Genomic DNA, 25,938 nt, shown 5'->3' with positions numbered 1-25,938 from the left:
GAATCAGAATGAACTTTGAAACGGTAATTGGACTTGAAGTCCACGTAGAGCTAAAAACACAATCAAAAATTTTCTCAAGCTCGCCGACACCTTTTGGTGCAGCTGCCAATACGCAAACAAGTGTCATCGACCTTGGTTATCCTGGCGTATTGCCTGTACTGAACAAAGAAGCGGTGAACTTTGCGATGAAAGCGGCAATGGCGCTGAACTGTGAGATCGCAACAGACACAAAATTTGACCGTAAAAACTACTTCTATCCTGATAACCCAAAGGCTTATCAAATATCACAATTTGATAAACCGATCGGCGAAAACGGCTGGATTGAAATTGAAGTAGACGGCAAAACAAAACGAATCGGTATTACGCGTCTTCACTTGGAAGAGGATGCAGGAAAACTGACGCACACAGGCGACGGTTATTCACTCGTGGATTTCAACCGCCAAGGCACACCGCTTGTTGAAATCGTATCTGAGCCAGACATTCGGACACCAGAAGAAGCGTACGCTTACTTAGAAAAGCTTAAATCCATTATTCAATATACAGGCGTATCCGACTGTAAAATGGAAGAAGGCTCACTTCGCTGTGATGCCAATATTTCTCTCCGCCCAATTGGACGTGAAGAGTTTGGAACGAAAACAGAACTTAAGAACTTGAACTCGTTCGCTTTCGTTCAAAAAGGGCTTGAATTCGAAGAGAAACGTCAAGAGCAAGTATTGCTTTCTGGCGGTCTGATCGAGCAAGAAACACGCCGTTATGACGAAGCATCTAAAAAGACAATTCTGATGCGTGTCAAAGAAGGCTCTGATGATTACCGCTACTTCCCAGAACCGGATTTGGTGGAGCTGTACATTGATGATGAATGGAAAGAGCGCGTCAGAGCATCGATCCCAGAGCTTCCAGACGAGCGCCGTAAACGCTACATCGATGAGCTTGGACTGCCTGCATACGATGCGATGGTTCTGACGCTGACAAAAGAAATGTCTGATTTCTTTGAAGCGACCATTTCAGAAGGTGCAGAAGCGAAGCAAGCATCGAACTGGCTGATGGGTGAAGTATCTGCCTACTTAAACTCTGCTCAAAAAGAGCTGGACGATACAAAACTAACGCCTCAAGGGCTTGCTGGCATGATCAAACTCATTGAAAAAGGAACGATTTCCTCTAAGATTGCCAAAAAGGTATTCAAAGAACTAATCGAAAATGGGGGAGATGCAGAAACAATCGTCAAAGAAAAAGGACTTATCCAAATTTCTGACGAAGGTGCACTGCTCAAACTTGTCACAGAAGCACTTGATAACAACCCGCAATCCATTGAAGACTTTAAAAATGGAAAAGACCGCGCCATTGGTTTCTTAGTCGGACAAATCATGAAAGCATCGAAGGGACAAGCAAACCCACCGATGGTCAACAAGATACTTCTCGAAGAAATCAACAAACGCTAAATAGCAAAAACCGCCTCATGAAGAGGCGGTCAGATTGATGACAAAGGGCTAAAATGATCTTTATTTTAGCTCTTTGTCTTTTTTTTTCAGCGTGATATGAAAACCCTTGAAGTCTAGGAAGGCCGAGTACTGGAGCGGAGCGAATTTGATATTCGTGAGCACCAGCACGCAGAACTGACACCGAATGCGAGGGTTTGTCTTCACGCTGATCGCCTTATGGAAGAGGCGGTTTTTTTGTATGGGAATGACAGGGTCTTATCATAGATTCAGACCACCGCCGTATATCAATTCGGAGATTCTTTTCTTATAATGAAGCATAAGCGAAAGAACATATTCGAAGGGGATCAAGGTGAACTAAATCGAAAAACGGCACGTAATGTTATTGCAGAAACAGCTTCAATTGTTCCACTACTCTTAGGACGGCAGGGTCTTCACACATGTCTAAATTTGTCAGCATCCCTTGAATGACCGGCTTACGAGGCTCATCTTTCGCTAGTTCTTCTTCAATTACTTCGATAGATACGAGCGTATCATCAGAAAGCAGATGCTCAAGCTTTAACAATCGAAGCTCCTCTCGAAGGGAAACGGCATTCGGCGCTTCATCTTCCCAAATGGCTTGATTCAGAATCGGCTTCGTCTTAGAACGAAGCAGTCCTTGAACCAAATCATCAAACCGATCGAGTATAAAGGAAGAGAGCTCGTCAAATGATAATTGGATATGATCTTGTAAAAGTAGTAACTGCACATATGATTGAATGATTCCTTGGGTCATGACTGACAGGTCAGTTATATAAGGTTCAATCTGTTGTCCATAAGTAGCCAATAGGGAAATTTGTATTTCATCGTGCATTTGTTTTTTCACAGTTTTAGAATGCTTTTTAATTTGCTGATTTTCTGGAATAATGTTCTCGCTGAGGATCAAAATGATAAAATCCTTGTTCTCTGCAAAATGCTGAAACTGTTCAGCGATTTGTTTCTGAAAGATCTCTCTAGGCGCAAGATGCTGATTCTCTTTTCGAATTTTTTCAATACTTTGCATAGAAGTGTCGATATAATATTCGAACGCTCGGTTGAAAAGCTGTTCTTTTGATTTGAAGTGCAAATAAAACGCACCCTTAGAAATTCCGCACTCATCTGCTATTTCCTGAATGGTCGTAGAAGAAAAACCCTTTTTCGCAAACAACTGGATGCTTGCTTTAATGATTTTTTCTTTTTTTTCGTTCATGAAATGAGACCCCTTCAACTTTAGAATGTTTTGCCAAATAAGTAAAATGGTTGACTACATTGTATATCACCGATTATTATGATATAGAATGACCAGTCAGTCAATACATAACAGAAAATGGAGGACATAATGAATTCGATCATCAATTTTGTATTAAAGAATAAGTTCGCTGTATGGCTCATGACAATTATCGTAACAGTTGCTGGTCTATATGCTGGATTGAATATGAAACAAGAATCAATCCCGAATATCAACACTCCAGTCATTACGGTTTCTACAACGTATCCTGGCGCAACGCCGGACGAAGTATCAGATAAGGTGACCGATCCAATTGAAAAAACGATCCAAAACCTAAATGGAGTGAATGTCGTCACTTCCAATTCATATGAAAATGCGTCATCCATTCAAATTGAATATGACTATAGCAAAGACATGGATGAGGCGAAAAAAGAAATTGAAGATGCGATTAGCAATATCAAATTCCCAGAAAATGCGGAACAACCAAAAATCGCACGTTTCACCATTAACGCCATTCCAATTTTAGCACTCAGTGTGTCTGGCGATAAAGAATCCTTACAGGAATTAACTGAAAAAGTTGAAAATGATTTGATCCCTGCACTCAAAGGTCTGGGTGGTGTCTCATCTGTAGATGCATCTGGTCAACAAATCAAAGAAGTGCAATTCTCATTTAAACAAAAGAAACTCGAAGAATACGGTTTAGATGAAGAAACCGTTCAAAACATCATCAAAGGTTCCGATGTAAACCTGCCACTTGGTTTATACACATTTGACAACAAGCAAAAATCGGTTGTCGTGGACGGTAACATTTTAAGCGTGAAAGACTTGAAAAATATGCGTATTCCTGTGACAGGAGGGGCCGGTAATGCCTCTGGCGGAATAGGAAATACAGGTGCAGTTGGAAGTGCTGAGCAACAAGCAGCAGCGGGCAGTCAGTCTGTAGAGCTCCCAACAGTGAAGTTATCTGAAATAGCCAATATCAAAGTAGTAAAAGAAGCAGAATCAATCTCAAGAACTAACGGTAAAAATAGTATCGGACTTCAAATTATGAAGGGCTCTGATGCAAATACAGTTAGTGTTGCAGAAGAAGTCACAAAAGAACTAGACAAATTTAAAAAAGACAACGATGGAATGAACATAAGTTCAACTTATGATCAGGCAGAGCCAATCAAAGAATCTGTCAGCACAATGCTGAATAAAGCAATCATTGGTGCCATCTTTGCCATTATGATTATTCTCTTGTTCCTTCGTGACATCAGATCAACATTGATCTCGGTCATCTCGATCCCGTTATCACTGTTAATTGCTATCTTAATTTTAAATCAGCTCGATATTACGCTGAACATTATGACCCTTGGCGCGATGACCGTTGCAATTGGTCGTGTCGTGGATGACTCCATTGTCGTCATAGAAAACATATACAGACGAATGGCACTCAAAGATGAACCGTTACGAGGAAAAGCCCTTGTACGAGAAGCAACGAAAGAAATGTTCTTGCCAATTATGTCTTCAACGATAGTCACAATTGCCGTGTTCTTGCCATTAGCACTTGTTGGTGGCATGATCGGTGAATTATTTATCCCATTTGCATTAACAATTGTGTTTGCTTTACTTGCATCACTTCTTATTGCCGTTACGGTCGTTCCAATGATGGCACACAGCTTGTTTAAGAAAAACTTGTATGGCAATAGAAAAGAGCTCAAAGAACACAAACCAAGCAAGCTAGCACTTGGCTACAGACGTGTGTTGAACTGGACACTAAATCATAAATGGATTACGTCTGGAATTGCCGTTCTTATGCTTGTCGGAAGCTTATTCTTAGCACCACTTGTTGGCGTTAGCTTCTTGCCACAGGAAAGTGAAAAAACAGCAATAATCACTTACACACCTGAGCCTGGACAAACAAGAGAACAGGCTAAAGATGAAGCGAAGAAAGCAGAAGAATACTTAATGAAACGTGAGCATGTCGATACAGTTCAATATTCATTAGGTACGTCAAATGCTCTGATGGAAAATGCTGGTGGAACTTCAAATGGTGCTCTCTTCTTTGTCAAATATGAAGGTGACACACCAAACTTTGAAAAAGAAAAAGAAAAAATTAGTAAAGACCTTCAAAAAAATGCATCTCAAGGTGACTGGAAGTTACAAGACTTCTCATCTTCCGGTGCGAGTAATTCTGTCACTTACTATGTGTATGGCGATACAGCAAGTGACATTGAAGGCACAGTAAACGATGTAGAAAAGATTTTAAAAGACGAGAAGAATTTGAAAAACGTGAGCACAAGCTTGGCTGATAAATACGCTGAATACACATTTAACGCAGACCAAGAGAAGCTTGCTAAACTAGGTCTTACAGCTTCACAAATCGCACAAGAGATTGCGCCTCAAAGCAATGAAATCACTTTAACGAAGGTGACAGAGGACGGCACAGAAATTGATGTGAAGCTTCAAACAGATAAAGACGAATACAAGAGTAAGAAAGATTTAGAAGACAAAAAAATCACGACACCTACAGGGCAAGAAATCCGAATCGGAGATGTAGTGAAGGTCAAAGAAGGAACAACGGCAAATACAATCACGAAACGTGACGGTAAAATCTACGCTGAAGTATCCGGAGATATGACAACGGACAACGTAGCGAGTGTCACACAAGACGTACAGAAAAAGGTCGACAAGCTTGACTTGAAATCTGGTGTAACTATTGATTCAGGCGGTGTGAGCGCAGATATTCAGGAATCCTTCACACAATTAGGGATTGCGATGTTAGCTGCCATTGCCATTGTGTATCTGGTATTAGTTATCACATTCGGTGGAGGGCTTGCACCATTTGCGATTCTGTTCTCACTACCGTTCACAGTCATTGGTGCCTTGGTCGGATTGTTCGTAGCGAAAGAAACGATCAGCTTAAACGCAATGATTGGCTTGCTGATGCTGATAGGAATCGTCGTAACAAATGCCGTTGTCTTAATTGACCGAGTCATTAATAAAGAGAAAGAAGGACTCTCAACAAGAGAGGCATTACTGGAAGCTGGTACAATAAGAGTACGTCCAATCTTAATGACGGCACTTGCGACAATTGGGGCACTTCTTCCATTAGCATTAGGATTTGAAGGCGGAAGCCAAATTGTTTCAAAAGGACTTGGCGTCACAGTCATTGGTGGTCTCGCAAGTTCAACATTGCTAACACTGGTTATCGTACCAATCGTATACGAAGTGTTAAGCAAATTTAAACGCAAAAAGAAATACGTAGAAGAAGATTGAGATGGGCCCCCGCTTTGATGGCGGGGCTTTTTTATGTTGAAATCTGACAAACAGCTCTTTTCATAAGCTCTTCAAATGCTTGGAAAAATGCGTCACGATCGACATGGTCAATCACTTGAATTGATTTTCCATCTGTATGCTCTTCGGTACGTCCTTGCTTTGGCGTTTCGGTGTAAACGATCGCATTCATTTCCTTTGAACGAGTAAATGATGAGGAAGCAAGAGTGATCGTTGTCAGCACGTCCCATAGGTAGTAAGTCGAGTTGGTTTCGTGATGAATGAGCGGCGGGCAAAAGGCGTAACACTGTCCAATAAAATCAATCCCGATATGAGAACGAAGGGAAGCCCATCGCTGCCGTACATCAAGTGTAAGCGGAACTTGATTTGTGCTCTCAAGTGCGACCATTTCAATAGGAAAGCGTTCCTGAAAAACAGTGCTGACAGCATAAGGGTCCCAAAAGGCATTCCATTCTGCTGTCCCATCATGCTCGGGTTCTTCGACATTGCCTTTTTCAAGGAACGTACCGCCCATCCACACCAATTTCTCAATTTTATTAGAGATTGAAGGATCTTCTTCTAAAGCGCGTGCAAGGTCTGTGAGCGGACCAGTAAAGAGCAGAGTGACAGGTTCTTTTGCCTTTTTAACCGTTTCAATTAGATGAAGGTGTGCTGGAAGCTTGGACACTTTTGTATCAACAGTGCCTTTTTCATTTAAAATCGGCAGTGCATCTACATAAAAAGCATGCATGCGCCATTCTTTTGGAAATGGATTGACACCTCTAGAATTGGAAGCAGCGACTTCAATCTCATATGGGCTAAATCGGTCAATGATTTTCTGAGACGCACTCATTGCGGGCTCTAAATAACAATCAGCAGGAATCACAGACATCCCGATGACTTTCAGGTGCTCCATTTGCAGGAGAAGAAATAAGGAGACGAGGTCATCAACACCGCCGTCATGATTGAAATAGACAGGCTTTTTCATAGCATACCATCCTTTGCAGCGTTTTCTTTTATCTTATCAGAATGCTTATCTGTTGAGGGAGATGTGCCATGAGATTTCAAATATGAGGTGGTTGTTCTGTTGCCATTTTCAAAACTCATAGTATAATTAAAGGTTGTTAGTGGTGAAAATAGATTGCATAATGAATATAGGATGATGATGAATGAAACGTGCTCGAATTATATACAATCCGACATCTGGGCGGGAACTCTTCAAGAAGAATTTACCGCAGGTTTTGCAAAAATTTGAACAAGCTGGTTATGAAACATCTTGTCATGCGACGACATGTGCAGGAGATGCGACACAAGCAGCAGAAAAAGCCGCACAGAGAGATTTTGATTTAATTGTAGCAGCAGGTGGAGACGGCACGATCAATGAAGTCGTCAATGGACTAGCACCGCTTGATAAAAGACCAAAATTAGGAATCATTCCAGTTGGAACGACAAATGACTTCGCAAGAGCACTTGGAATTCCAAGAGAAGATATTTTAAAAGCAACAGATGCCATTATTGATGGTGTAGCAAAGCCGCTTGATATCGGTAAAGTCAATGGCCATTATTTTATTAATATTGCTGGTGGCGGCCGCTTAACAGAACTAACCTATGAGGTGCCTAGTAAGCTGAAGACAATGCTTGGACAGCTTGCTTATTATTTGAAAGGCATGGAGATGCTTCCTTCCATCCGCCCAACAGAAGTTGAAATTGAATATGACGGCAAATTGTTTCATGGAGAAATCATGCTGTTTCTCGTTTCACTCACAAACTCAGTAGGCGGCTTTGAAAAGCTAGCACCAGATTCCATTCTAGATGACGGTATGTTTGACCTGATTATTTTGAAGAAGGTCAATCTAGCAGAAGCTATTCGAGTGGTTAGTCTTGCACTTCGAGGCGAGCATATACATGATAACAATGTCATCTACACAAAAGCGAATCGCGTCAAAGTAGATGTAAAAGATAAAATGCAACTCAATTTAGATGGTGAATACGGCGGCATGTTGCCAGGTGAATTTGAAAACCTGTATCGCCATATTGAATTTATTGTGCCAAAAGCAACAGCTGAAAAATAGGGTAGAGATTGAACTTGGTTCCTTATGGCGACCAAGTTTTTCTTTGCAAATGAGGTGATGAAATTGGTGAACATGAAACCACCTGTTCAAAAGAATGAATATTACAATGTAACCTTCGAAGATTTAACGCACGAAGGTGCTGGTGTCGCTAAGATTGAGGGCTTCCCTGTTTTTGTACCTAATGCTCTCCCGGACGAACAAGGAAAAATAAAAGTCACACGTGTCAAAAAAGGATTTGCTTTTGGACGACTTATGGAGCTGACAAAGGAAAGTCAGCACAGGCAAGATGCGCCATGTCCCATTTACAAGCAGTGCGGCGGCTGTCAAATTCAACATATGAGCTATGAAGGCCAGCTGCTATTTAAACAGAAACAAGTAAAGGACGTATTAGAGCGGATCGGCAAGCTTGATATGAGCCGTGTAAAAGTTCATCCTGTACTCGGCATGGAAGACCCGTGGAATTACCGAAATAAAGCACAAGTTCCAGTTGGCGAACGGGAAGGCGGGCTTGTTGCAGGATTTTATCAGCAGCGTACCCATGAAATCATTGATATGGAAACATGTTTGATTCAGCAGTCAGAAAACGATGAAGTGGTACAGGCCGTAAAAGACATATGCAATGCGTTTGGCATCAAAGCATATAACGAAGAGCGGCATAAAGGCTGGTTGCGCCATGTCATGGTTCGCTACGGCATTGCAACAGGTGAAATGATGGTTGTTTTTGTTACTAGAACGGCTGACTTTCCGCAAAAGCAGCAGGTGATTGAGCAGATGATAGCACGCTTCCCACACGTTCGGTCAATTGTGCAAAACGTGAATTCGAAGAAAACAAATGTCATTTTCGGTGATGAAACGACCGTTTTATGGGGAGAAGAATACATTTATGACACGATTGGCGACATCAAATTTGCTATTTCAGCACGCTCCTTTTATCAAGTAAATCCAGCTCAAACAAAGGTTCTTTACGATAAAGCCCTTGAATATGCAGAACTGCAAGGCGAAGAAACTGTTATCGACGCTTACTGCGGAATCGGTACGATTTCCTTGTTCCTCGCACAAAAAGCAGGCAGAGTATATGGCGTAGAAATTGTGCCAGAAGCAATTGAAGATGCAAAACGCAACGCTGCCTTAAACGGGATCAACAACGTCGAATTCGCAGTCGGCGAAGCAGAAACCGTCATCCCAAACTGGTACAAAGAAGGCATCAAAGCAGATACGCTAGTTGTCGATCCGCCAAGAAAAGGCTGTGATGAAGCACTGCTTGACACGATTTTAAAGATGAAACCAAACCGTGTTGTTTACGTGTCCTGTAACCCAGGGACGCTTGCTCGTGATTTGCGTATTCTTGAAGATGGTGGATATGTGACGGAAGAAGTGCAGCCTGTGGATATGTTTCCGCATACGAGTCATGTGGAGTGTGTGGCGCAACTTATTTTAAAAGAAGGCAACTAACCCTATTCGGGGAAAGTTGTCTTTTATTTGTCCTGAAAAGGATTTATAAAGGTTTTGTGAATATCAATATTGCCTTCTATGCTAACGGTTATTTTTTCACCATGCAATGTGGTAACTTAGAAATAAGGTCTTTAAGTGGAAAGATATTGTAAAATTTATCACCTAACTGTATGGCATAATTTTCATTCGTACAATCTTCGAGACTTTTATGAATTTGGGTTTTGATTATATCTAGTTCTTTAAGCTTTTGGTCTGTTGACTCTCTATATTCAATTAATTCTTGTTTAGTTATGCCTTGTTCAGTTTATAGATTAAGGTATTCAAGCTTCTTTAAGCGTAAATATTGAATTTGATTAGCCACATTAGCCATTTTCTTTTAAATTCTTATTGTTTTTGCTTGAGCTTTTTCATTAGGTTTTTCATCATAGAATCATCTTGAAAGGTATGAAATAGTTTTTTGAAGTAAGCAAGAGCTTACTTCTTAAATTCAAGCTCTTTAACAGCTTTTTTGTTTAAACAATAAAAATCGTTATACTTGAGATTTCCATCACACCTATATCCTTTTTGATTAACTTTATACAACATATCTCTTCCACATTCTTTAGAATATAAAATTTGGAGATCACAAAAATTCCGCTATTAAATTTTTCATGGGTATTATATTCTTTAACTTTTTTTAAAAAAACAAGGGTCTGTAGAAAAAAACAAAACTTTTTCCAAAAAAATTTTATAACCAATTATTATTCTTAAATACTGTTATAAATAGATCTTTAGGAGGTGTGAATGATTCTTTAGAGGCGATTCAGTCATTTCTAGGGCATAATGCTGTATAATATAAGTTACATATGTGTTTATATGACTTTTATTTTTGAGGTGTATCTATGATTACTGGAGAATTAAAAAACAAAATAGATAAAGTTTGGGAAACATTTTGGACAGGCGGTATTACAAATCCGCTTACTGTGATTGAGCAATTTACCTATCTGCTTTATATAAAAGGTTTAGATGATAACGAGAAAAAGAAGGAAGCGGATGCTGAGCTACTAGGCCTAGAATTTGAGGGGATTTTTCCTAAAGATAAACCTCAATTGCGGTGGTCTATCTTCTCTAATATGGGACCTGACGAAATGTTTGAAGTTGTAACTCAAGAAGTTTTTCCATTTATTAAAGATTTAGGTGGCAAGGAATCAATCTACTCTAAATTTATGAAGGATGCTATTTTCGTGATTCCGACACCATCTCTACTGGCAAGAGTGGTAGCTGGTATCAATGGGTTAATTCAGGTAAGTAATTCTGGTGGAAAGAAGGATACCCTAGGTGATTTATATGAGTATTTATTATCTAAACTTTCAACGGCAGGAACGAATGGTCAATTTAGAACGCCAAGACATATTATAGATATGATTGTTCGCTTAATGAAACCGACACCAGAAGAAATAATTGTTGACCCTTCAGCAGGTTCAGCTGGATTTCTTGTAGGGGCAGGAGAATATTTAAAAGAAAACCATAATGATATGTTCCTTATTCAAAGTTTAAGAGAACATTTTAATCAGAATATGTTTCACGGTTTTGAAATGGATGGAACGATGCTCCGAATTGGTGCAATGAATATGATGCTTCACGGTGTAGATAGTCCTAATATAGCGTACCGTGATAGTTTGTCAGAGCAAAATAAAGATAAAGAGCAGTATACTTTAGTACTAGCTAATCCTCCATTTAAAGGATCATTAGACTACGAATCAGTATCAGATGATTTATTGAAAGTAACAAAAACAAAGAAAACAGAACTTTTATTCCTAGCATTATTTTTAAGAATGCTTAAAAAAGGTGGCCGTTGTGCATCAATTGTTCCGGACGGAGTGCTATTTGGAAGCTCTAATGCTCATAAATCTATTCGTAAGGAGATTGTTGATAATCATAAATTAGAAGCGATTATTTCAATGCCTTCAGGAGTATTTAAGCCCTATGCAGGAGTTTCTACTGCTATAATGATTTTCACAAAAACAGGCGCTGGAGGAACGAATAAAGTTTGGTTTTACGATATGAAAGCTGATGGATATTCGCTAGATGACAAACGTGACCCTATTGAAGTCAACGATATTCCAGATATTTTAACTAGGTTTAATAATCTGGCAGATGAAAAAGATAGAAAGCGTACAGAACAATCTTTCTTCGTATCAGTGGAGGAGATACGTGAAACAAGCTATGATTTATCAATTAACCGATATAAAGAGGTTGAATATGAAGAAGTGGAATACGAAAAGCCAGAAATTATAATTGGAAATTTATTAGATATAGAGGAAGAAATAAACATTGCGTTTAAAGAACTAAAAGGTCTAATCAAAGGAAGTATGTGAAATGAAAGAATCAACTGTTAAAGAACTGTTTCAAATAAAAAAAGGAAAAAAAATTGAGCAAGTAGCTTTTGAAAATTTCGATACGGTTAGATTTATTCAAATTGATGATCTACGCAATGATAATAACATAAAGTATTGTATTAGAGACAAAAAGTATGTATATACAACAAAGGATGACGTAGTCATTGCTTGGGATGGAGCGAATGCTGGAACTGTTGGATATAATCTTGAAGGTGCTATAGGAAGCACACTTGCTGTATTAAAAAGTAAGAGTCAAGATTTTAATGTAGCTTATGTAGCAAAGTTTTTACAATCAAAATCAAAATTTTTACGTGATAACTGTACAGGTGCTACAATCCCTCATATTTCGAGACAGGTGCTGGAAAATATCACAATTCCTCTTCCATCAATGGAAATTCAAGATAAAATGGTAAAGATATTTGATAAAGCTCAATTTCTTATAGATAAACGTAATGATCAACGTGTTGCATTAAATATACTTAAACAAAGTATATTTTTAGAAATGTTTGGTGATCCATTTATAAACCCGAATAATTGGTCTGAAGAAAGATTAGGAAATTATGTAAAAGTTGTTGGCGGGTATGCTTTTAAGAGCAAGGAGTTCACAGATAATGGTATTCCAGTTATTAAAATTGGAACGGTTAACAAAGGATTTTTTGATAGAAAAACGTTAGCATTTGTACCCCATATTACGGAACAGTATAAAAAGTATTTAATTAGTCCAGGAGACTTATTAATAACGTTAACTGGCACTGTTGGGAAAGAGGATTATGGAAATGTTTGTTTGGTTCCTGATGATTATAATCAATATTTATTAAATCAACGTGTAGCGAAATTAGAGCCTCACAACGATTTAACAGGTATTTATCTACGATATTGTTTTAAACAACCAAAATTCAAAAGGGAATTAACCAGGCTAAGTAGAGGCGTTCGACAAGCAAATATCTCAAATGAAGATATAAAAAATTTAAAAATTCCTTTGCCACCAAAGGAAATACAAGAAGAGTTTTCCTATATAGAAAATAAAATTGAAAAACAAATAGATATGATAGAGAAAAGTTTGATTTTATTGGAAAATAATATTCAATCTCTTTTACATAATGCTTTTAAAGGAGAATTTGTTAAGTATTGATTCCAATGTTTTTTGGGAGGAATTCATTTGCTAAGTAATTTCGAATTTTTAAAGGGTAAAAATCAATTCAATACTTTTGTAAATGCTTGCTTGGAGGCAGAAAATAGTCTCCAAGTAAGTCCTGCTACTTGTGCAATTCTAACGCGGCGAGCTTTGGAGCTTTCTGTGAAATGGTTATATGCATCCGATAGTGAATTAACAGTACCATACCAAGATAACTTATCAAGCTTAATTCACGAGCGCACGTTTATGTCAATTATTGATGAGGATCTTTTTCCATTAATGAAATACATCATTAAATTGGGAAATGTAGCAGTACATACAAACTCAGCCATTACAAGAGATGAAGCAGTTTTAGCATTGCATAACCTGCATCAATTTATTGATTGGTTAGACTATTGCTATTCAGAGGATTATTCAGATTCTGAATTTAAAGAAGAAACTTTATTTTCTGGAGAAGAACCTAGAAAACGACCAGAAGAATACAAGGAGCTTTATGAAAAGCTGAGCTCAAAAGATCGAAAGCTTGAAGATATAATAAGAGAAAATGCTCAACTTCGTAAAAATCTGACGGAAAAGAGAATCGAAAATAAAAGCCAATATGATTTTCAAGTAAATGATCTATCTGAATTTAATACTAGAAAGATCTATATTGATTTAGAGCTTAAATTAGCAGGATGGGAGTTTAGTAGAGACATTCTTGAGGAGTATAAGGTAACTGGGATGCCAAATAATCAAGGCAATGGTTTTGTAGATTATGTACTATTGGGCGATAATGGTAAACCAATAGCAGTGGTTGAAGCCAAAAAAACTTCTTATGATGCAAATAAAGGAAAGCAACAGGCAAAGTTGTATGCTGATTGTATTGAAAAAATGCACGGGCAGAGACCTATAATCTTTTATACCAATGGATTCGATATTCGTCTTTGGGATGATACTAATTATCCAGAACGAAAAGTATCTGGGATTTATACGAAAGTTGACCTGCAATTATTGATTGATAGACGTACAATCCAGCGGCCCTTAACTAATATTGAGATTAAAGACGAGATTTCCAACCGCTATTACCAAAAAGAAGCTATTCTTTCCGTATGTGAAACAATTCAAGCAAAACAGAGAAAATCACTTTTAGTTATGGCAACGGGTAGTGGTAAAACGAGAACAGCCATATCTCTTGTTGATGTTTTAGTCCGACATAATTGGGTGAAAAATATTCTTTTTTTAGCTGATCGAAAAACACTTGTATCGCAAGCCAAGAAAAACTTCAATAATCTTCTTCCTAGTATGACATTATGTAATTTACTAGATAACAAAGACAACCCTGAATTAAGCAGAATGGTATTTTCCACTTATCCAACAATGTTGAATGCCATTGACGATACAAAACGAAAAGACGGAAATAAATTATTTACTGTTGGTCATTTTGACTTAATTATTGTTGATGAAAGTCACCGAAGTATATACAAAAAGTACCGAGCAATTTTTGAATATTTTGATGGTATTACGCTAGGGTTAACAGCTACACCAAAGGATGAAATCGATAAAAATACGTATGATATCTTTGGGTTGGAAACTGGGACACCGACTTATGCATACGAATTAGAACAAGCTGTTAAAGACGGTTATCTCGTTGAACATCGTACAATCGAATCCACTTCAAAAATTCTAGATGATGGAGTTCGCTATGATGAGTTATCGGATGAAGAGAGAGAACAGTACGAAGACACTTTTGACGAAGAGCAAGGTCAAGAGATTAACAATTCTGCCGTAAACCAGTGGCTGTTTAATCATAGTACGATTGATCAAGTACTCAACGATTTAATGGAAAAAGGTATTAAAGTAGAAGGTGGAGATAAATTAGGCAAGACTATTATCTTTGCTAATAATTCAAAGCACGCCAAGCATATAGTAGAACGCTTTAACCATATCTATCCCCACTATAATGGGAAATTTGCTGCACAGGTCGATTACCAGATAGATTATGTTGAAAGTATCATTGAAGACTTTTCAACTAAAGATAAGCTGCCTCAAATTGCAGTATCTGTAGATATGTTAGATACAGGAGTTGATATACCAGAAGTCGTCAATTTGGTATTCTTCAAAAAAGTTCGTTCAAAATCAAAGTTTTGGCAAATGATTGGTCGTGGCACGCGTCTTTGTCCAAATCTTTTTGGGGTAGGGCAAGACAAGGAGTACTTTCTAATCTTTGACTATCTTCGGAATTTTGAGTTTTTTAGGGAGAATCAAAAAGGTATTGAGGGGAAAGTTTCAGTTGGGTTAACTGAACGAATTTTTAATATGAAAGTAGATATTATTAAAGAACTTCAAGGGTTAGATTTTCAAGAGGAAGTATATATTAATCACAGAAAAGAATTAATCGAAGATGTTTATCAAGAAATTAGCCGTTTAAATGATGAAAATTTTCAAGTGAGAATACATTTGCAATTTGTGCATAAGTACAAAAATCGTTCCAACTGGAAAGCTCTTTCCATTACGAATGTGCGCGAAATCCAAGAACACATTTCTCCTTTAATTCTCTCCATTGTAGACGATGAATTAGCCAAGCGTTTTGATAACGTGATGTACTCAATTGAATTAGCTAAATTAACGGCTAAAAATGCAGGTAGATACATAAAAAGTGTGGTTCAAACGGCTGAAGAGTTAACAAAACTTAGTACTATACCACAGATCAATGCTAAACGAGACATATTAACAAAAGTACAATCTGAAGAATTCTGGGAAGAAGCGAGTATTTTTGAATTAGAAGAAGTACGTGAAGCTATTCGTGAACTTGTGAAGTTTTTAGAAAAAGAAGGCCAAAAAGATTATTATACAAATTTTAGTGATATATTCACGATTATCAATAAAGAAGAAGAGGCTTTCTATGGTTCTAACGATTTGAAGAATTATCGTAAAAAAGTGAACCGATACCTAAAGGATCATCAAGATCAAACGGCTATTTATAAGCTTCGTCAAAACAAACCATTAACAAAACAAGATGTACAGACCCTAGAAGAAATCTTATGGATTGAATTAGGTACAGAAGATGATTATAAAAAAGAGTTTGGTGATACTCCTATAACAAAGTTAGTAAGGCAAATTGTAGGTTTAGATCAACAGGCGGCTAATCAAGCTTTTTCAGAAATTCTTAATGAAGAAAAGTTGAATGCTAATCAAATAAAATTTGTTAAACTTATTATTGATTATGTAGTGAAAAATGGTACTTTAGAGAAGAAAGTATTGCAGGAAGATCCATTTCGTAGTCTGGGTAGTGTGACGGAATTGTTTAGAGATAACATTGATGATGTTCGTAGAATTATTGAAGTAATCGATAGTATTAATAGAAATACAGAAGAATTTGAAGGAGCTTAATAATTAATATTAAGCTGTGCGTTTTTTATTTAATGTAAAAGTAACACAAATTAAAGTGAACAATTATTTAAAAGGTTTGTCTAATGGATAGACCTTTTATTTTTTTATCAAAAGGGAAGGTAAAATGATAAGTCGCATTAATAACTTTAAATAAAAAAGAATAGGAAAGGAAAATGTGACAACAATATTGATTTTTGGTTAATAATAGATTTGGAAGTTTTAATAACTAGTATAATAGAGGTATTATGGCAGAAGAAAATAATATAAGGCACAAGGGAGATTTAATTGGATCGTTAGCGCAATTACTGCTTGAGGGAAGAGGAGAAATAAAAAATATGGAATGATATTCAAAATAAAAAGTGAAGGAAGTACTATTAATATTTTATTGATATAGGAAGAATTGATGAAAATATAACTGGGAAAACTTTGATTTACGACTTGTTGAAGAAAAAAGAGGGCTTATACGAGAGATAATAGATGAAGTTTCTGTTGACAAATCATTGAATATGCATGTTAATTTTGCTTCAAAATTAAAGCTAATCAAACAAGTCCTCTCTTATATGGATGTATTGTTTAGTAAATTTAATTATAGTTTTATTAGTATTATACAGAGAATATTGAAATGCTGCTTGTTTTATAGCAAATTTGAATAGTTATTTAAGGAAGTGAGATATTTTGATAAAAAGAGGAGAAGCTTCATTCATTTCCTCCTTTAAAATGGAAATCGCGGGTCAAATATTAATATTTTCCCCTCATTTAGTTACTAAATGTCCCTTTTTGCAATTTTGCCCGGTTCATATTAAAGTATATAATGATAAAAATTGCTGAAAGACTTTATAGAAGGACATGCCCTAAAAGGCGCTATGTCATGAGAGGAATTGGATGAAAGATGAGTAGAAATTTCTGGCGTGATTTACCACGGCCATTTTTTATATTAGCACCAATGGAAGAAGTGACAGATGTTGTGTTTCGTCATGTTGTAAGTGAGGCGGCGAGACCAGATGTGTTTTTTACAGAGTTTACGAACAGTGAGAGCTATTGCCACCCTGATGGCATTCAAAGTGTGAAGGGGCGTTTAACGTTTACAGAGGATGAGCAGCCGATTGTTGCTCATATTTGGGGAGACAAGCCTGAGAACTTTAGGCAAATGAGTATTGGAATGGCGGAGTTAGGATTTCAGGGTCTTGATATTAATATGGGTTGTCCTGTCCCAAATGTCACGCAAAACGGGAAGGGCAGTGGCTTGATTCTTCGCCCAGACGTTGCGGCAGAACTGATTCAAGCGGCAAAAGCTGGGGGATTACCTGTCAGTGTGAAAACAAGACTTGGTTTTACCGAGGTCGATGAATGGCGCGGGTGGCTCAGACACATATTGGAGCAAGACATTGTGAATTTATCGATTCACCTTCGCACAAGAAAAGAAATGAGCCAAGTGGATGCGCATTGGGAGCTCATTCCAGAGATTAAAAAGCTTCGTGATGAAGTAGCACCTGATACCCTTTTGACTATTAATGGTGATATTCCTGATCGAAAAACGGGCTTAAAGCTTGCTGAGCAATATGGAATAGACGGAGTGATGATTGGGCGTGGGATTTTCCATAACCCATTTGCCTTTGAAAAAGAGCCGAAGGAACATACGAGCGATGAATTGCTAGGTCTTTTAAGATTACATCTTGATCTCCACGATCAATACTCATCACTAGGTCTGCGTCCGTTCACAGCACTACATCGCTTCTTTAAGATTTATGTAAAAGGATTTCGAGGAGCAAGTTTCCTAAGAAATCAATTAATGAATACATCATCAACAGATGAAGTGCGTGCGATGCTTGATGAATTTGAAGCGAGAAATAAAGAACAATCATGATGAAAAAAGAGGAGGGATAACCCTTCTCTTTTTTTATAATAGCACTATTAAACTAGTTCTAATAAATGGTAAGATGAGATAGAAATGACATGTGGAGGTATTTTGATTGAAACCATTCTGGGATAAAGACATAGAAAGCGAAGAAACATTTAAGAAAATCAATGAGAAAGGAATTGCAAAAGCTGAGAAGAAATTAGGCGTCATCCTGCCGGATACATATAAGAAACTCATCCTTGAACAAAATGGCGGCTATACCCTACATAACGCTTTTCCGACAGATCAACCGAATGGTTGGGCAGAGGATCATGTACAGTTCAACCATTTAAGAGGGATTGCCAAAAATGAAGGCATTATGGATAGTGATTATTTAATAGAAGAATGGGAATTGCCTGAGGGACTTGTGCTCATTTGTGGGGATGGTCATACGTGGATCGCATTGGATTATAGAGAAACGAAGGAGCACCCACCTGTTCATTACTTCGATCTAGAGGACGAGACAGATTTCAAACTAGCGGATTCGTTTGATGAACTGATTGCTGGGCATTATACCGCAGAGGATAGCTTAGAAGATGGGATGTCAGATGAAGAGTGGCTGGCTGAATACGAAAAGCAAAATAAACCATTATCAAAAGAAGAAGTGAAAGACATTTTCATCACCAAAGACCCTGAACAGCTTTCAAAAATCGCGAATTTTCAAGTGGAACAAATTGATGATGTTAAGTGGTTTTTTTCTGAAGTCGAAACATATATGGACACTATTCAAGACGAAGAAATGTTAACGACTGCTGGCTGGGCAATTAATACGATCTTTATACTGAATGATGAGATGATTAAGCAGCATTCTGATGTTGTCGAGAGTGCACGTCGTTTTGCGGAGCATTTGAATCAATCAGAAATAGATGAAATGCACGACATAGCCATTAATATATCGATTGCGTTGGAATTTGATTTAGAGGAGTAATACATCTTTTTTTATTGAGAAATCTATCATTTCAGCAAAAGACCCCCTCATCAAAAGGGGGGCATCAATTCCTTACTCAGCGCTCTCCTCAACCTCACGGCTATCTTCTGTTTCACCAATATAAATTGGGCCGTTTGCGTGGTCGACTCGGATTGGCCATTCGTATGGGACTTGCAGGCGTCTGGCAATGGCTCTCCAGAATTTTGTGGAATCGAGTTCGAATTCTTGGAAGTCTTTTAATAAGTCTTTGTAAGACGAGCCATCAAATTGAATGTACATGTCTTGCAGGCGCATGAACGCGACATGTCTCACTTCTAGTGCTGCCGCAGCTTCCATTTCTTCTTCTGTTGCTTCTCCAATGATCGTTCCTGCGGGTGGAAGCATGTCATATACATTAAATTCCTCTTCTTCTTCATGGGCTGCATTGTGCTGTTGATCTGACATTTTCTTCACTCCTTCTACTATTCATCATTGCTACACTTCTATTATCGGAAGAAAATGCGAAATGTGGAATGAATTCAGGAAGGAGATGCACGACACTTGCTTTTTTTCAAAGAATCTTTTAAGATAAATTACAGATATAAAAGGTCTATAATAGATAGAAAGGAATCATCTGATGAAATATTCTAAAGCGACCAACTATGCACTGCATACGATGGTGTTTTTAACTCTTGCGCCAAAGGGCAAAGCGATGGGTGTTGAGCCTCTTGCTAAGATGCAAGATCTTTCACCAACCTATTTATCAAAAATTTTAACAAAGCTTGTGAAGGCGGGATTGATTGAATCAACGCCTGGTGCAAAGGGAGGATACACCATTCTCAAACGAAAGGAAGACATTTCGTTTTTAGACGTCATTCAGGCTGTAGAAGGGCACACGAATTTATTTCACTGTTCCTTAGAGCACGAATCTTTAATGCCTCACGATGGTTGTTTGATTGAACAAGTCATGCAGGATGTTGAAACAAAAATGCAAGAAACCCTCAGTCAAAAACGTTTAATTGATATTGCGAGTCAAATTGAGCAGACAGAAAAGAATCCATTTCTCAAGATGTGATTTTTTTGATTAAATTATAGATATAAAGAGTCTTTGAAGTCTTTAATAAAAAGGAGAGATTCATATGTTCATAGATTGTGCCATTATCGGAGGCGGACCAGCTGGATTAAATGCGGCACTTGTTGTGGGAAGGGGCAGAAAACAGGTCATCGTGTTTGATGACGAGCAGCCAAGAAATCGAGTGACACAGGAATCACATGGTTTTATTACAAACGATGGAATGACACCGTTTGAGATCAGAAAAGCGGGAGAGGCAGATCTTCAGACCTACCCTAATATCCAAATCAAACGAAGTAGAATTGTTGATATACAAAAGAAAGAGGACCGCTTTACGTTACTGACACACGAGGGGGAGACGGTTGAATCAAAAAAAATCATATTGGCAACGGGACTTCAGGATATGTTACCAGAGATCAAAGGGATTCATGATGTGCATGGAAAGACGTTGTTTAGCTGTCCTTTCTGTGATGGATGGGAATTAAAGGACAAGGCACTTGCGCTCATTGCAGAGAATCAACGTGCCTTGCATATGGCTAAGCTTCTCTCCAATTGGACAAAGGATTTGATCGTGTTTACGAATGGGCATTAAGTGTTAGCTGAAGAGGAAAGGGTACTTCTTTCGGCGCATTCTATTCAAGTCATTGATGTGCCAATTGTGTCGATCGAAAATCACAATGGGCAGATGCACTCTCTTCAGCTTACGGATGGGGAGAGAGTAAAAAGAGAAGGCGGATTTGTAGCAAGTGATTCCAAGCAATCAGCCCCATTTGCCGAAAAGCTTGGCTGTCAAATGACGAAGAATGCGGGTATTGAAACAGATAGCCTTGGACGTACATCCGTCAGCGGTGTATTTGCATGTGGTGATACTTTAGGTGGTCCTGCTCAGCTAGTTCTTGCAGCAGCTGCTGGCAGTCAGGCAGGAATGGGCGTGATTCATGAGCTTGTACAAGAGGCGTTTCAAGAAAAAACATCTCTATGAAAGAGATGTTCAACGATGAACGGTTTTTCGTTTTGCTAGGACGTGAGCTGTCCAGTCGAGAAGAGCGTAAATCACAAAGAAGATGATGATCCAGCTGCTGGCATCGACCCATATATTGGTTATCTGAATGATGTTCACCTGATCAAGTCCAGCCTGAATCCACATCGTGATCAATGCTGTGAGAAATACGTGTAAAAGCCATTTTGATTTTTTCAATTGGTCACACCTCCATCTCTTTCCATCGTATAAGAAATGACAGTTCATTTCCAATTGTTTTTCTCTATGCTTCAATATTAAAATAAGACATAAAACCAATGGAAGGACATCCTATGAGCGATCAAACAAATATATTTTTAAACACTTATTTTCCAAATCTGTACCTAGCACCGCCTCTCTTTTATGAATGGCCGTATGGGCTTCGGTTTGAAGTAGCAGATTGGTCATTAGGAAAGGAAACAGAAGTGTTAGAAACAGCAGGAGATCGCGCTTTACATATTGTAAGGCATTCCTTTCAAGCAGAAGACGATGTGCTGCTTGTGACTGATGTGTATACAGAACATGAACATGAATTAACGAAACGTAAGCTCCTGGTGTATCAAAAATATGTCAATCGGAAAGTGCGTTACCGATTGCGTCATGAGCCTTTGACCTATGTACACCCAGAAATAGAAGAGGTTATTCAGTTAGAGCGGTTTACAATCAACTGCCGTCTGAGAGATATTCGGTTGCGCCCTTTGCTTCATGCGATATGCCAAGAAGATTTTTTTACACCAAATCAGATCATGAAGGGAAAACTGGGGTATGAAATCTATCTCATCAACCTCTCAAAACAGATGATTTTTCACTTATATGATGATCGAGGCTGTGATCTTATTGCAGCAGACCCTGAGCGACTACGCCCAGTCTATGAAGGCTTACAGCACTGGCTATTAGACTATGATCGCGCTCAGATGGACCGGCTGTTTGCAGGCAAATAAGAAAAACCGCACTTTCAACTAGTGCGGTTTCAGCGTGAAGACAAACCCTCGCATTCGGTGTCAGTTCTGCGTGCTGGTGCTCACGAATAGAAAATTCGCTCCGCTCCAGTACTCGGCTTTCCTAGACTGCAAGGGTTTTCATATCACGCTGAAAAGAAGACAAAGGGCTAAAATAAAGATCATTTTAGCCCTTTGTCAACAATCTGAACCCGCACTTTCAACAAGTGCGGGTTTCTTTTTATGCTTCTACTTTATTGAAAAACTGTGGCAAATACTCTTTGTGTGCTTCTAGCATTTCATCTAGGATGCTTTTTGCAATGGCATCTGATGGCACAAGCGGATTGATGGTCATCGCCACAAGTGCTGTGTTGTAATCGCCTGTAACGGCTGCTTCAGCGGCTACACGTTCAAAGGATTTAATTTGAGAAATAAGTCCTTTCACAGCGACCGGCATTTCACCAACAGCGATTGGTTTAGGACCGTCTTTTGTGATAACGCAGTTGAGTTCAACGGCAGAATCATTTGGAATGTCACTAATCGCGCCATTGTTAATCGTGTTCACCGGCTGAATGTCGTGCTTGTCGTTATAAATCGATGCGATCAAGTTACAAGCCGCATCACTGTAGTAGGCACCGCCTCGTTTTTCAAGCTGTGGCGGCTTGATATCGAGATCAGGGTCTTTGTAAAGCTCGAACAGGTCATTTTCTAGTGCACGAACGACTTCTGCACGAGTCCCTTCGCTCGCTGCTGCTTTCTTTTCTTCAGCCAGCATATCACTTGTTTTGTAGTAGTAGCGGTGATACGGACAAGGAATCACGCCAAGACCTTTTAAGAAGTCTGCATCCCAAGGAATCGCATGAATATTGTTCATCGACATTGTGGAATTTGGATCTGCCATGTCTTCAATGACTTGATCCATGATGCTTTTGCCATCTAAGAATACGTTGAGTCCAAATACCATATGGTTTAATCCAGCAAAGCTGACTTCGACTCTGCTTGCGTCTACATCCAGCCCTTTGGCGATTCCCATGCGAATGCCGATTGGCACGTTACATAAGCCAACGACTTTGCGGTGGTTTGAATAGCGAAGAACTGCTTCTGTGACCATACCGGCAGGGTTAGTGAAATTCACAAGCCATGCGTCAGGGCATAATTCTTCAATATCTTTGACAATATCAAGAATGACAGGAATGGTGCGAAGCCCTTTAAAAAGACCTCCTGGACCATTTGTTTCCTGACCAATGACATCATATTTTAAAGGAATGCGTTCATCCTTCATGCGTGCTTCAAGCAGTCCGACACGGAATTGTGTTGTAACGAAATCAGCACCCGCAAGCGCTTTCTTACGATCTAGTGTTAAATGGACGTCGATTGGAAGGCCTGCTTTTTTGACCATTCGTTTTGCAAGGTCTCCAACGATCTCAAGCTTTTCTTTTCCAGCTTCAATATCGACGAGCCAAAGTTCGCTAATCGGAAATTCATCGTACCGTTTAATGAATCCTTCCACAAGCTCTGGTGTATAGCTTGATCCTCCGCCAATTGTGACAACCTTTAATCCTTTTGCCATGTTCTGCACCTCCGAATAATGTAACGCGCAATGTTATAATAGAATGTAGCCAATTCTTTTTCTTTTGTTTGTACATCTATAGCTTATCGTGAGAGCATCTAGTGCGTAAATGACTTCAGCGTCTTTAGGCAAGGGTGTCTCATTTAGGGATTTGTTACATAGAAGAAACACGTTGTGACATATTGTTTGTGAAAGGGGAAGTCAGATGTTTTCAAGTGAGATCATTTCGAGCTTTAATGAACTAGAAAGCGCTTTATATCGATACATTATGGAAAACAGTGAAAAGGTCGTGTATATGAGAATTCGAGACTTGGCAGATGCCGCTCATATTTCCACCTCGTCTGTCCTTCGCTTTTGCCGAAAAGTGAATTGTGAAGGCTTTTCAGAGTTTAAAGTAAGGCTCAAAATGTATTTAGAATCAGAACAAACACCTTCTTTGAAAAGCACTCAGCATTTTCTATATGAATTTATAGAACGAACACTCAAAGGAGACTTTGAGGAGAAAATCAAAGGGGCAGCGAGGCTCATTGCCGAAGCAAAAAACGTACTGTTTATCGGGACTGGCAGTTCTGGTATTTTGGCGCAGTATGGGGCAAGGTACTTTTCGAGTCTTGAGAAATTTTCATTTTACATCAATGATCCATTTTTCCCGATGAATATGCAGTATTTGGACAATAGTGTCACCATTGTGCTTTCTGTCTCAGGGGAGAACCGCATTACGATTGATCATATTTCGAAATTAAAAAGAGAAGGAAGTACGATCATTAGCATTACAAACAATCAGCACTGCACAATTTCGCGAATATCTGACTTAAATATTGCCTATTACGTCACAGATGAACGAGTGCACAGAGCCAATATCACGACACAGACGCCGGTCGTGTATATATTAGAAACAATGGCTCGTGAGATGTTTACGATGTTAAAAGAAAAGTAAAAGAGCCGCTGTATTAAACAGCCGCTCTTTTTTTCTGCACCATGAAAGCGAGGATGGCGATGCCTGAACAGATGAGCACAAACAGACCGCCTAATAAATACACAAACCTTGCTCCGAATGCATCTGCAATCATCCCAACAAAGAAAATGGATAAACCGACAGATACAGAAGAAAGGACGTAGTGAGCGGAATACACCTTCGATAAATCACGGACTGGTGTTTCCGTTTGAAGAATGGTTTGCTGCGAAACATCTCGAATTTGATAGGCAGGTCCCATCAGGATACAAAGCACAAGAGCAAGCCACGGAAGGCTGTTCAGTGCAAAAAGAATGGTCAGGACCGCATAGATGAATGACCCTGCTGCCATAAAGAGGAGCAGCTGCCTTTGTATGAAACGACTCATCCACGCAGCCAACAGCCCGCCTATAATGGCACCAGTATAATAAGCAGCATTGATAAATCCCCACCAATCTTCACTTTCTTTTAAATCGTGCGTGACAAAGGCAAGCGTAATGGCTCCGATCCAAACAGCACCCGCTATATTTTCACAAACATCCATAAAGGTCAGGGTGCGAACGGTTTTATTTTTCCAAATGACCGTCCAGCCGTCTTTGAAACTGTTCAGCTTATTTGCTTTTCGATCTACATCTTCTTGCTTAAGAAGAGGAAAAACGGGCATGAAAAATAGATATGACAACACAATCATGAGACAAGTAATTCCCAGTAAATAAAATGGACCAATAAACAAGACGAGCATTCCAGTAAACGAATAGCCGGCGATTTGAACCATTTGATGAAAAATGGAGGCTGTACTATTCGCCTTCACAAGCTGATTTGCTGGCACAAGCATCGGCATGATCGCCTGTAATAAAGGACTGATGAATCCGCCTGTAATGGAAATCAAAATGAGCGCTCCAAACAGCCACACCATATGCTGCTGAAAGAAATGAAATTGTGCTGTAAACACGATGAACATTCCAAGACGTAAAAGAGGGACCCATTTCAATAGACGATAGGCTTGAAAGCGATCTGTCAAAACAGGGGAAATGAGCCCAGCCAAAAGCTGGCATAGCGTTCTAATGAGCGGAAATACAGCGGCATACGCAACAGATTGTGTATCTTGATAGATGACAAACGTGATGGTCATCACAAAAAGAATATCACTTAGCATGAGGAGGCTTTTACTGCCTGTATAAAACCAAAACTTATTTCCCATATCAAACCGACTCCTTTTCAAAAACAAGTTCAGTATA

General features: G+C 38.8%; 20 protein-coding genes. 14 read left to right on the top strand and 6 right to left on the bottom strand.

The genetic code is table 11. The features are described from left to right. Positions 1 to 8 precede the first annotated feature (8 nt). Positions 9 to 1,439: an Asp-tRNA(Asn)/Glu-tRNA(Gln) amidotransferase subunit GatB gene (gatB, locus tag BA70_RS07300; RefSeq protein ID WP_034320149.1), complete on the top strand. Its 1,431-nt coding sequence runs from the start codon at positions 9 to 11 to the stop codon at positions 1,437 to 1,439. Positions 1,440 to 1,818: 379 nt separating this feature from the next. On the opposite strand, the gene BA70_RS07295 is transcribed toward gatB, so the two are convergent. Beyond that, a complete protein-coding gene (locus BA70_RS07295; RefSeq protein WP_034320146.1) occupies positions 1,819 to 2,664 on the bottom strand; it encodes a TetR/AcrR family transcriptional regulator in 846 nt (281 codons plus the stop codon). Positions 2,665 to 2,793: 129 nt separating this feature from the next. Between BA70_RS07295 and BA70_RS07290 the strand changes: the two genes are divergently transcribed. After that, the gene (locus BA70_RS07290) at positions 2,794 to 5,943 is read left to right on the top strand and encodes an efflux RND transporter permease subunit (protein ID WP_034320143.1); all 3,150 of its coding nucleotides are present in this window, start codon (positions 2,794 to 2,796) and stop codon (positions 5,941 to 5,943) included. 31 nt (positions 5,944 to 5,974) lie between these two features. Here BA70_RS07290 and BA70_RS07285 read toward each other — a convergent pair whose 3' ends face one another. After that, on the bottom strand, positions 5,975 to 6,928 hold the full coding sequence (locus tag BA70_RS07285) for a nucleoside hydrolase (protein WP_034320140.1): 954 nt from the start codon (positions 6,926 to 6,928) through the stop codon (positions 5,975 to 5,977). Positions 6,929 to 7,109: 181 nt separating this feature from the next. Here BA70_RS07285 and BA70_RS07280 point away from each other — a divergent pair, with 181 nt between their 5' ends. The 7 genes from BA70_RS07280 to BA70_RS07245 all read left to right on the top strand — a co-directional run bounded on the left by BA70_RS07280 (position 7,110) and on the right by BA70_RS07245 (position 19,171). Continuing rightward, complete coding sequence (locus BA70_RS07280) at positions 7,110 to 8,012, top strand: diacylglycerol kinase (protein ID WP_034320137.1); 903 nt, start codon at positions 7,110 to 7,112, stop codon at positions 8,010 to 8,012. A 66-nt stretch (positions 8,013 to 8,078) separates the two neighbouring features. Beyond that, the gene (gene rlmD / locus BA70_RS07275) at positions 8,079 to 9,464 is read left to right on the top strand and encodes a 23S rRNA (uracil(1939)-C(5))-methyltransferase RlmD (RefSeq protein WP_034320406.1); all 1,386 of its coding nucleotides are present in this window, start codon (positions 8,079 to 8,081) and stop codon (positions 9,462 to 9,464) included. An 881-nt stretch (positions 9,465 to 10,345) separates the two neighbouring features. Then, entirely contained in the window at positions 10,346 to 11,821 is a 1,476-nt protein-coding gene (locus tag BA70_RS07265; protein ID WP_034320131.1) for a type I restriction-modification system subunit M, read from the top strand. Position 11,822: 1 nt separating this feature from the next. Continuing rightward, complete coding sequence (locus BA70_RS19085) at positions 11,823 to 12,974, top strand: restriction endonuclease subunit S (protein ID WP_051691121.1); 1,152 nt, start codon at positions 11,823 to 11,825, stop codon at positions 12,972 to 12,974. 27 nt (positions 12,975 to 13,001) lie between these two features. Next, positions 13,002 to 16,346: a DEAD/DEAH box helicase family protein gene (locus BA70_RS07255; RefSeq protein WP_034320129.1), complete on the top strand. Its 3,345-nt coding sequence runs from the start codon at positions 13,002 to 13,004 to the stop codon at positions 16,344 to 16,346. A gap of 889 nt (positions 16,347 to 17,235) precedes the next feature. After that, positions 17,236 to 18,210 carry a tRNA dihydrouridine synthase gene (locus tag BA70_RS07250; RefSeq protein ID WP_034320126.1) on the top strand — a complete coding sequence of 325 codons (975 nt, stop codon included), beginning with the start codon at positions 17,236 to 17,238 and terminating at the stop codon, positions 18,208 to 18,210. Between the two features lie 106 nt (positions 18,211 to 18,316). Continuing rightward, positions 18,317 to 19,171 (top strand): SMI1/KNR4 family protein, encoded by an 855-nt coding sequence (locus BA70_RS07245; RefSeq protein ID WP_034320123.1) that lies wholly within the window; start codon positions 18,317 to 18,319, stop codon positions 19,169 to 19,171. Between the two features lie 72 nt (positions 19,172 to 19,243). Here the strand turns inward: BA70_RS07245 and BA70_RS07240 are convergent, their stop codons facing one another. Next, positions 19,244 to 19,615 carry a hypothetical protein gene (locus BA70_RS07240; RefSeq protein ID WP_034320121.1) on the bottom strand — a complete coding sequence of 124 codons (372 nt, stop codon included), beginning with the start codon at positions 19,613 to 19,615 and terminating at the stop codon, positions 19,244 to 19,246. Positions 19,616 to 19,787: 172 nt separating this feature from the next. Between BA70_RS07240 and BA70_RS07235 the strand changes: the two genes are divergently transcribed. From BA70_RS07235 to BA70_RS20520, 3 genes are all read left to right on the top strand, one after another. Next, positions 19,788 to 20,225, top strand: a complete 438-nt coding sequence (locus tag BA70_RS07235) for an Rrf2 family transcriptional regulator (protein WP_034320118.1) — start codon at positions 19,788 to 19,790, stop codon at positions 20,223 to 20,225. 64 nt (positions 20,226 to 20,289) lie between these two features. Continuing rightward, positions 20,290 to 20,814: an NAD(P)/FAD-dependent oxidoreductase gene (locus BA70_RS20525; protein WP_239646636.1), complete on the top strand. Its 525-nt coding sequence runs from the start codon at positions 20,290 to 20,292 to the stop codon at positions 20,812 to 20,814. Then, positions 20,815 to 21,204, top strand: a complete 390-nt coding sequence (locus BA70_RS20520; RefSeq protein ID WP_239646635.1) for an FAD-dependent oxidoreductase — start codon at positions 20,815 to 20,817, stop codon at positions 21,202 to 21,204. A gap of 9 nt (positions 21,205 to 21,213) precedes the next feature. Here the strand turns inward: BA70_RS20520 and BA70_RS07225 are convergent, their stop codons facing one another. Then, the gene (locus tag BA70_RS07225) at positions 21,214 to 21,420 is read right to left on the bottom strand and encodes a hypothetical protein (RefSeq protein WP_034320115.1); all 207 of its coding nucleotides are present in this window, start codon (positions 21,418 to 21,420) and stop codon (positions 21,214 to 21,216) included. Between the two features lie 113 nt (positions 21,421 to 21,533). Here BA70_RS07225 and BA70_RS07220 point away from each other — a divergent pair, with 113 nt between their 5' ends. Beyond that, complete coding sequence (locus BA70_RS07220; protein ID WP_034320112.1) at positions 21,534 to 22,181, top strand: DUF3885 domain-containing protein; 648 nt, start codon at positions 21,534 to 21,536, stop codon at positions 22,179 to 22,181. A gap of 238 nt (positions 22,182 to 22,419) precedes the next feature. Here the strand turns inward: BA70_RS07220 and BA70_RS07215 are convergent, their stop codons facing one another. After that, positions 22,420 to 23,748 (bottom strand): 6-phospho-beta-glucosidase, encoded by a 1,329-nt coding sequence (locus BA70_RS07215; protein WP_034320108.1) that lies wholly within the window; start codon positions 23,746 to 23,748, stop codon positions 22,420 to 22,422. Between the two features lie 205 nt (positions 23,749 to 23,953). Between BA70_RS07215 and BA70_RS07210 the strand changes: the two genes are divergently transcribed. After that, positions 23,954 to 24,685: a MurR/RpiR family transcriptional regulator gene (locus BA70_RS07210; RefSeq protein ID WP_034320105.1), complete on the top strand. Its 732-nt coding sequence runs from the start codon at positions 23,954 to 23,956 to the stop codon at positions 24,683 to 24,685. A gap of 13 nt (positions 24,686 to 24,698) precedes the next feature. On the opposite strand, the gene BA70_RS07205 is transcribed toward BA70_RS07210, so the two are convergent. Further along, positions 24,699 to 25,901, bottom strand: coding sequence for an MFS transporter (locus BA70_RS07205; RefSeq protein ID WP_034320103.1), 1,203 nt, complete (start codon positions 25,899 to 25,901; stop codon positions 24,699 to 24,701). Positions 25,902 to 25,938: the final 37 nt, after the last annotated feature.

Origin of the sequence: Bacillus zhangzhouensis (genome assembly GCF_000715205.1) — a bacterium.
GTDB classification, from domain to species: Bacteria; Bacillota; Bacilli; order Bacillales; family Bacillaceae; genus Bacillus; species Bacillus zhangzhouensis.
This window is presented reverse-complemented; position numbering and strand designations above follow the sequence as displayed.

What these genes read in the sequence shown, in the direction of transcription:
- BA70_RS07240 (WP_034320121.1), bottom strand. Translation starts at nt 19,615, where the DNA reads ATGTCAGATCAACAGCACAATGCAGCCCATGAAGAAGAAGAGGAATTT.
- BA70_RS07295 (WP_034320146.1), bottom strand. Translation starts at nt 2,664, where the DNA reads ATGAACGAAAAAAAAGAAAAAATCATTAAAGCAAGCATCCAGTTGTTT.
- gatB (WP_034320149.1), top strand. Translation starts at nt 9, where the DNA reads ATGAACTTTGAAACGGTAATTGGACTTGAAGTCCACGTAGAGCTAAAA.
- BA70_RS07205 (WP_034320103.1), bottom strand. Translation starts at nt 25,901, where the DNA reads ATGGGAAATAAGTTTTGGTTTTATACAGGCAGTAAAAGCCTCCTCATG.
- BA70_RS07235 (WP_034320118.1), top strand. Translation starts at nt 19,788, where the DNA reads ATGAAATATTCTAAAGCGACCAACTATGCACTGCATACGATGGTGTTT.
- BA70_RS07250 (WP_034320126.1), top strand. Translation starts at nt 17,236, where the DNA reads ATGAGTAGAAATTTCTGGCGTGATTTACCACGGCCATTTTTTATATTA.
- BA70_RS07210 (WP_034320105.1), top strand. Translation starts at nt 23,954, where the DNA reads ATGTTTTCAAGTGAGATCATTTCGAGCTTTAATGAACTAGAAAGCGCT.
- BA70_RS07220 (WP_034320112.1), top strand. Translation starts at nt 21,534, where the DNA reads ATGAGCGATCAAACAAATATATTTTTAAACACTTATTTTCCAAATCTG.
- BA70_RS20525 (WP_239646636.1), top strand. Translation starts at nt 20,290, where the DNA reads ATGTTCATAGATTGTGCCATTATCGGAGGCGGACCAGCTGGATTAAAT.
- BA70_RS07285 (WP_034320140.1), bottom strand. Translation starts at nt 6,928, where the DNA reads ATGAAAAAGCCTGTCTATTTCAATCATGACGGCGGTGTTGATGACCTC.
- BA70_RS07265 (WP_034320131.1), top strand. Translation starts at nt 10,346, where the DNA reads ATGATTACTGGAGAATTAAAAAACAAAATAGATAAAGTTTGGGAAACA.
- BA70_RS07215 (WP_034320108.1), bottom strand. Translation starts at nt 23,748, where the DNA reads ATGGCAAAAGGATTAAAGGTTGTCACAATTGGCGGAGGATCAAGCTAT.
- BA70_RS07280 (WP_034320137.1), top strand. Translation starts at nt 7,110, where the DNA reads ATGAAACGTGCTCGAATTATATACAATCCGACATCTGGGCGGGAACTC.
- BA70_RS19085 (WP_051691121.1), top strand. Translation starts at nt 11,823, where the DNA reads ATGAAAGAATCAACTGTTAAAGAACTGTTTCAAATAAAAAAAGGAAAA.
- BA70_RS07290 (WP_034320143.1), top strand. Translation starts at nt 2,794, where the DNA reads ATGAATTCGATCATCAATTTTGTATTAAAGAATAAGTTCGCTGTATGG.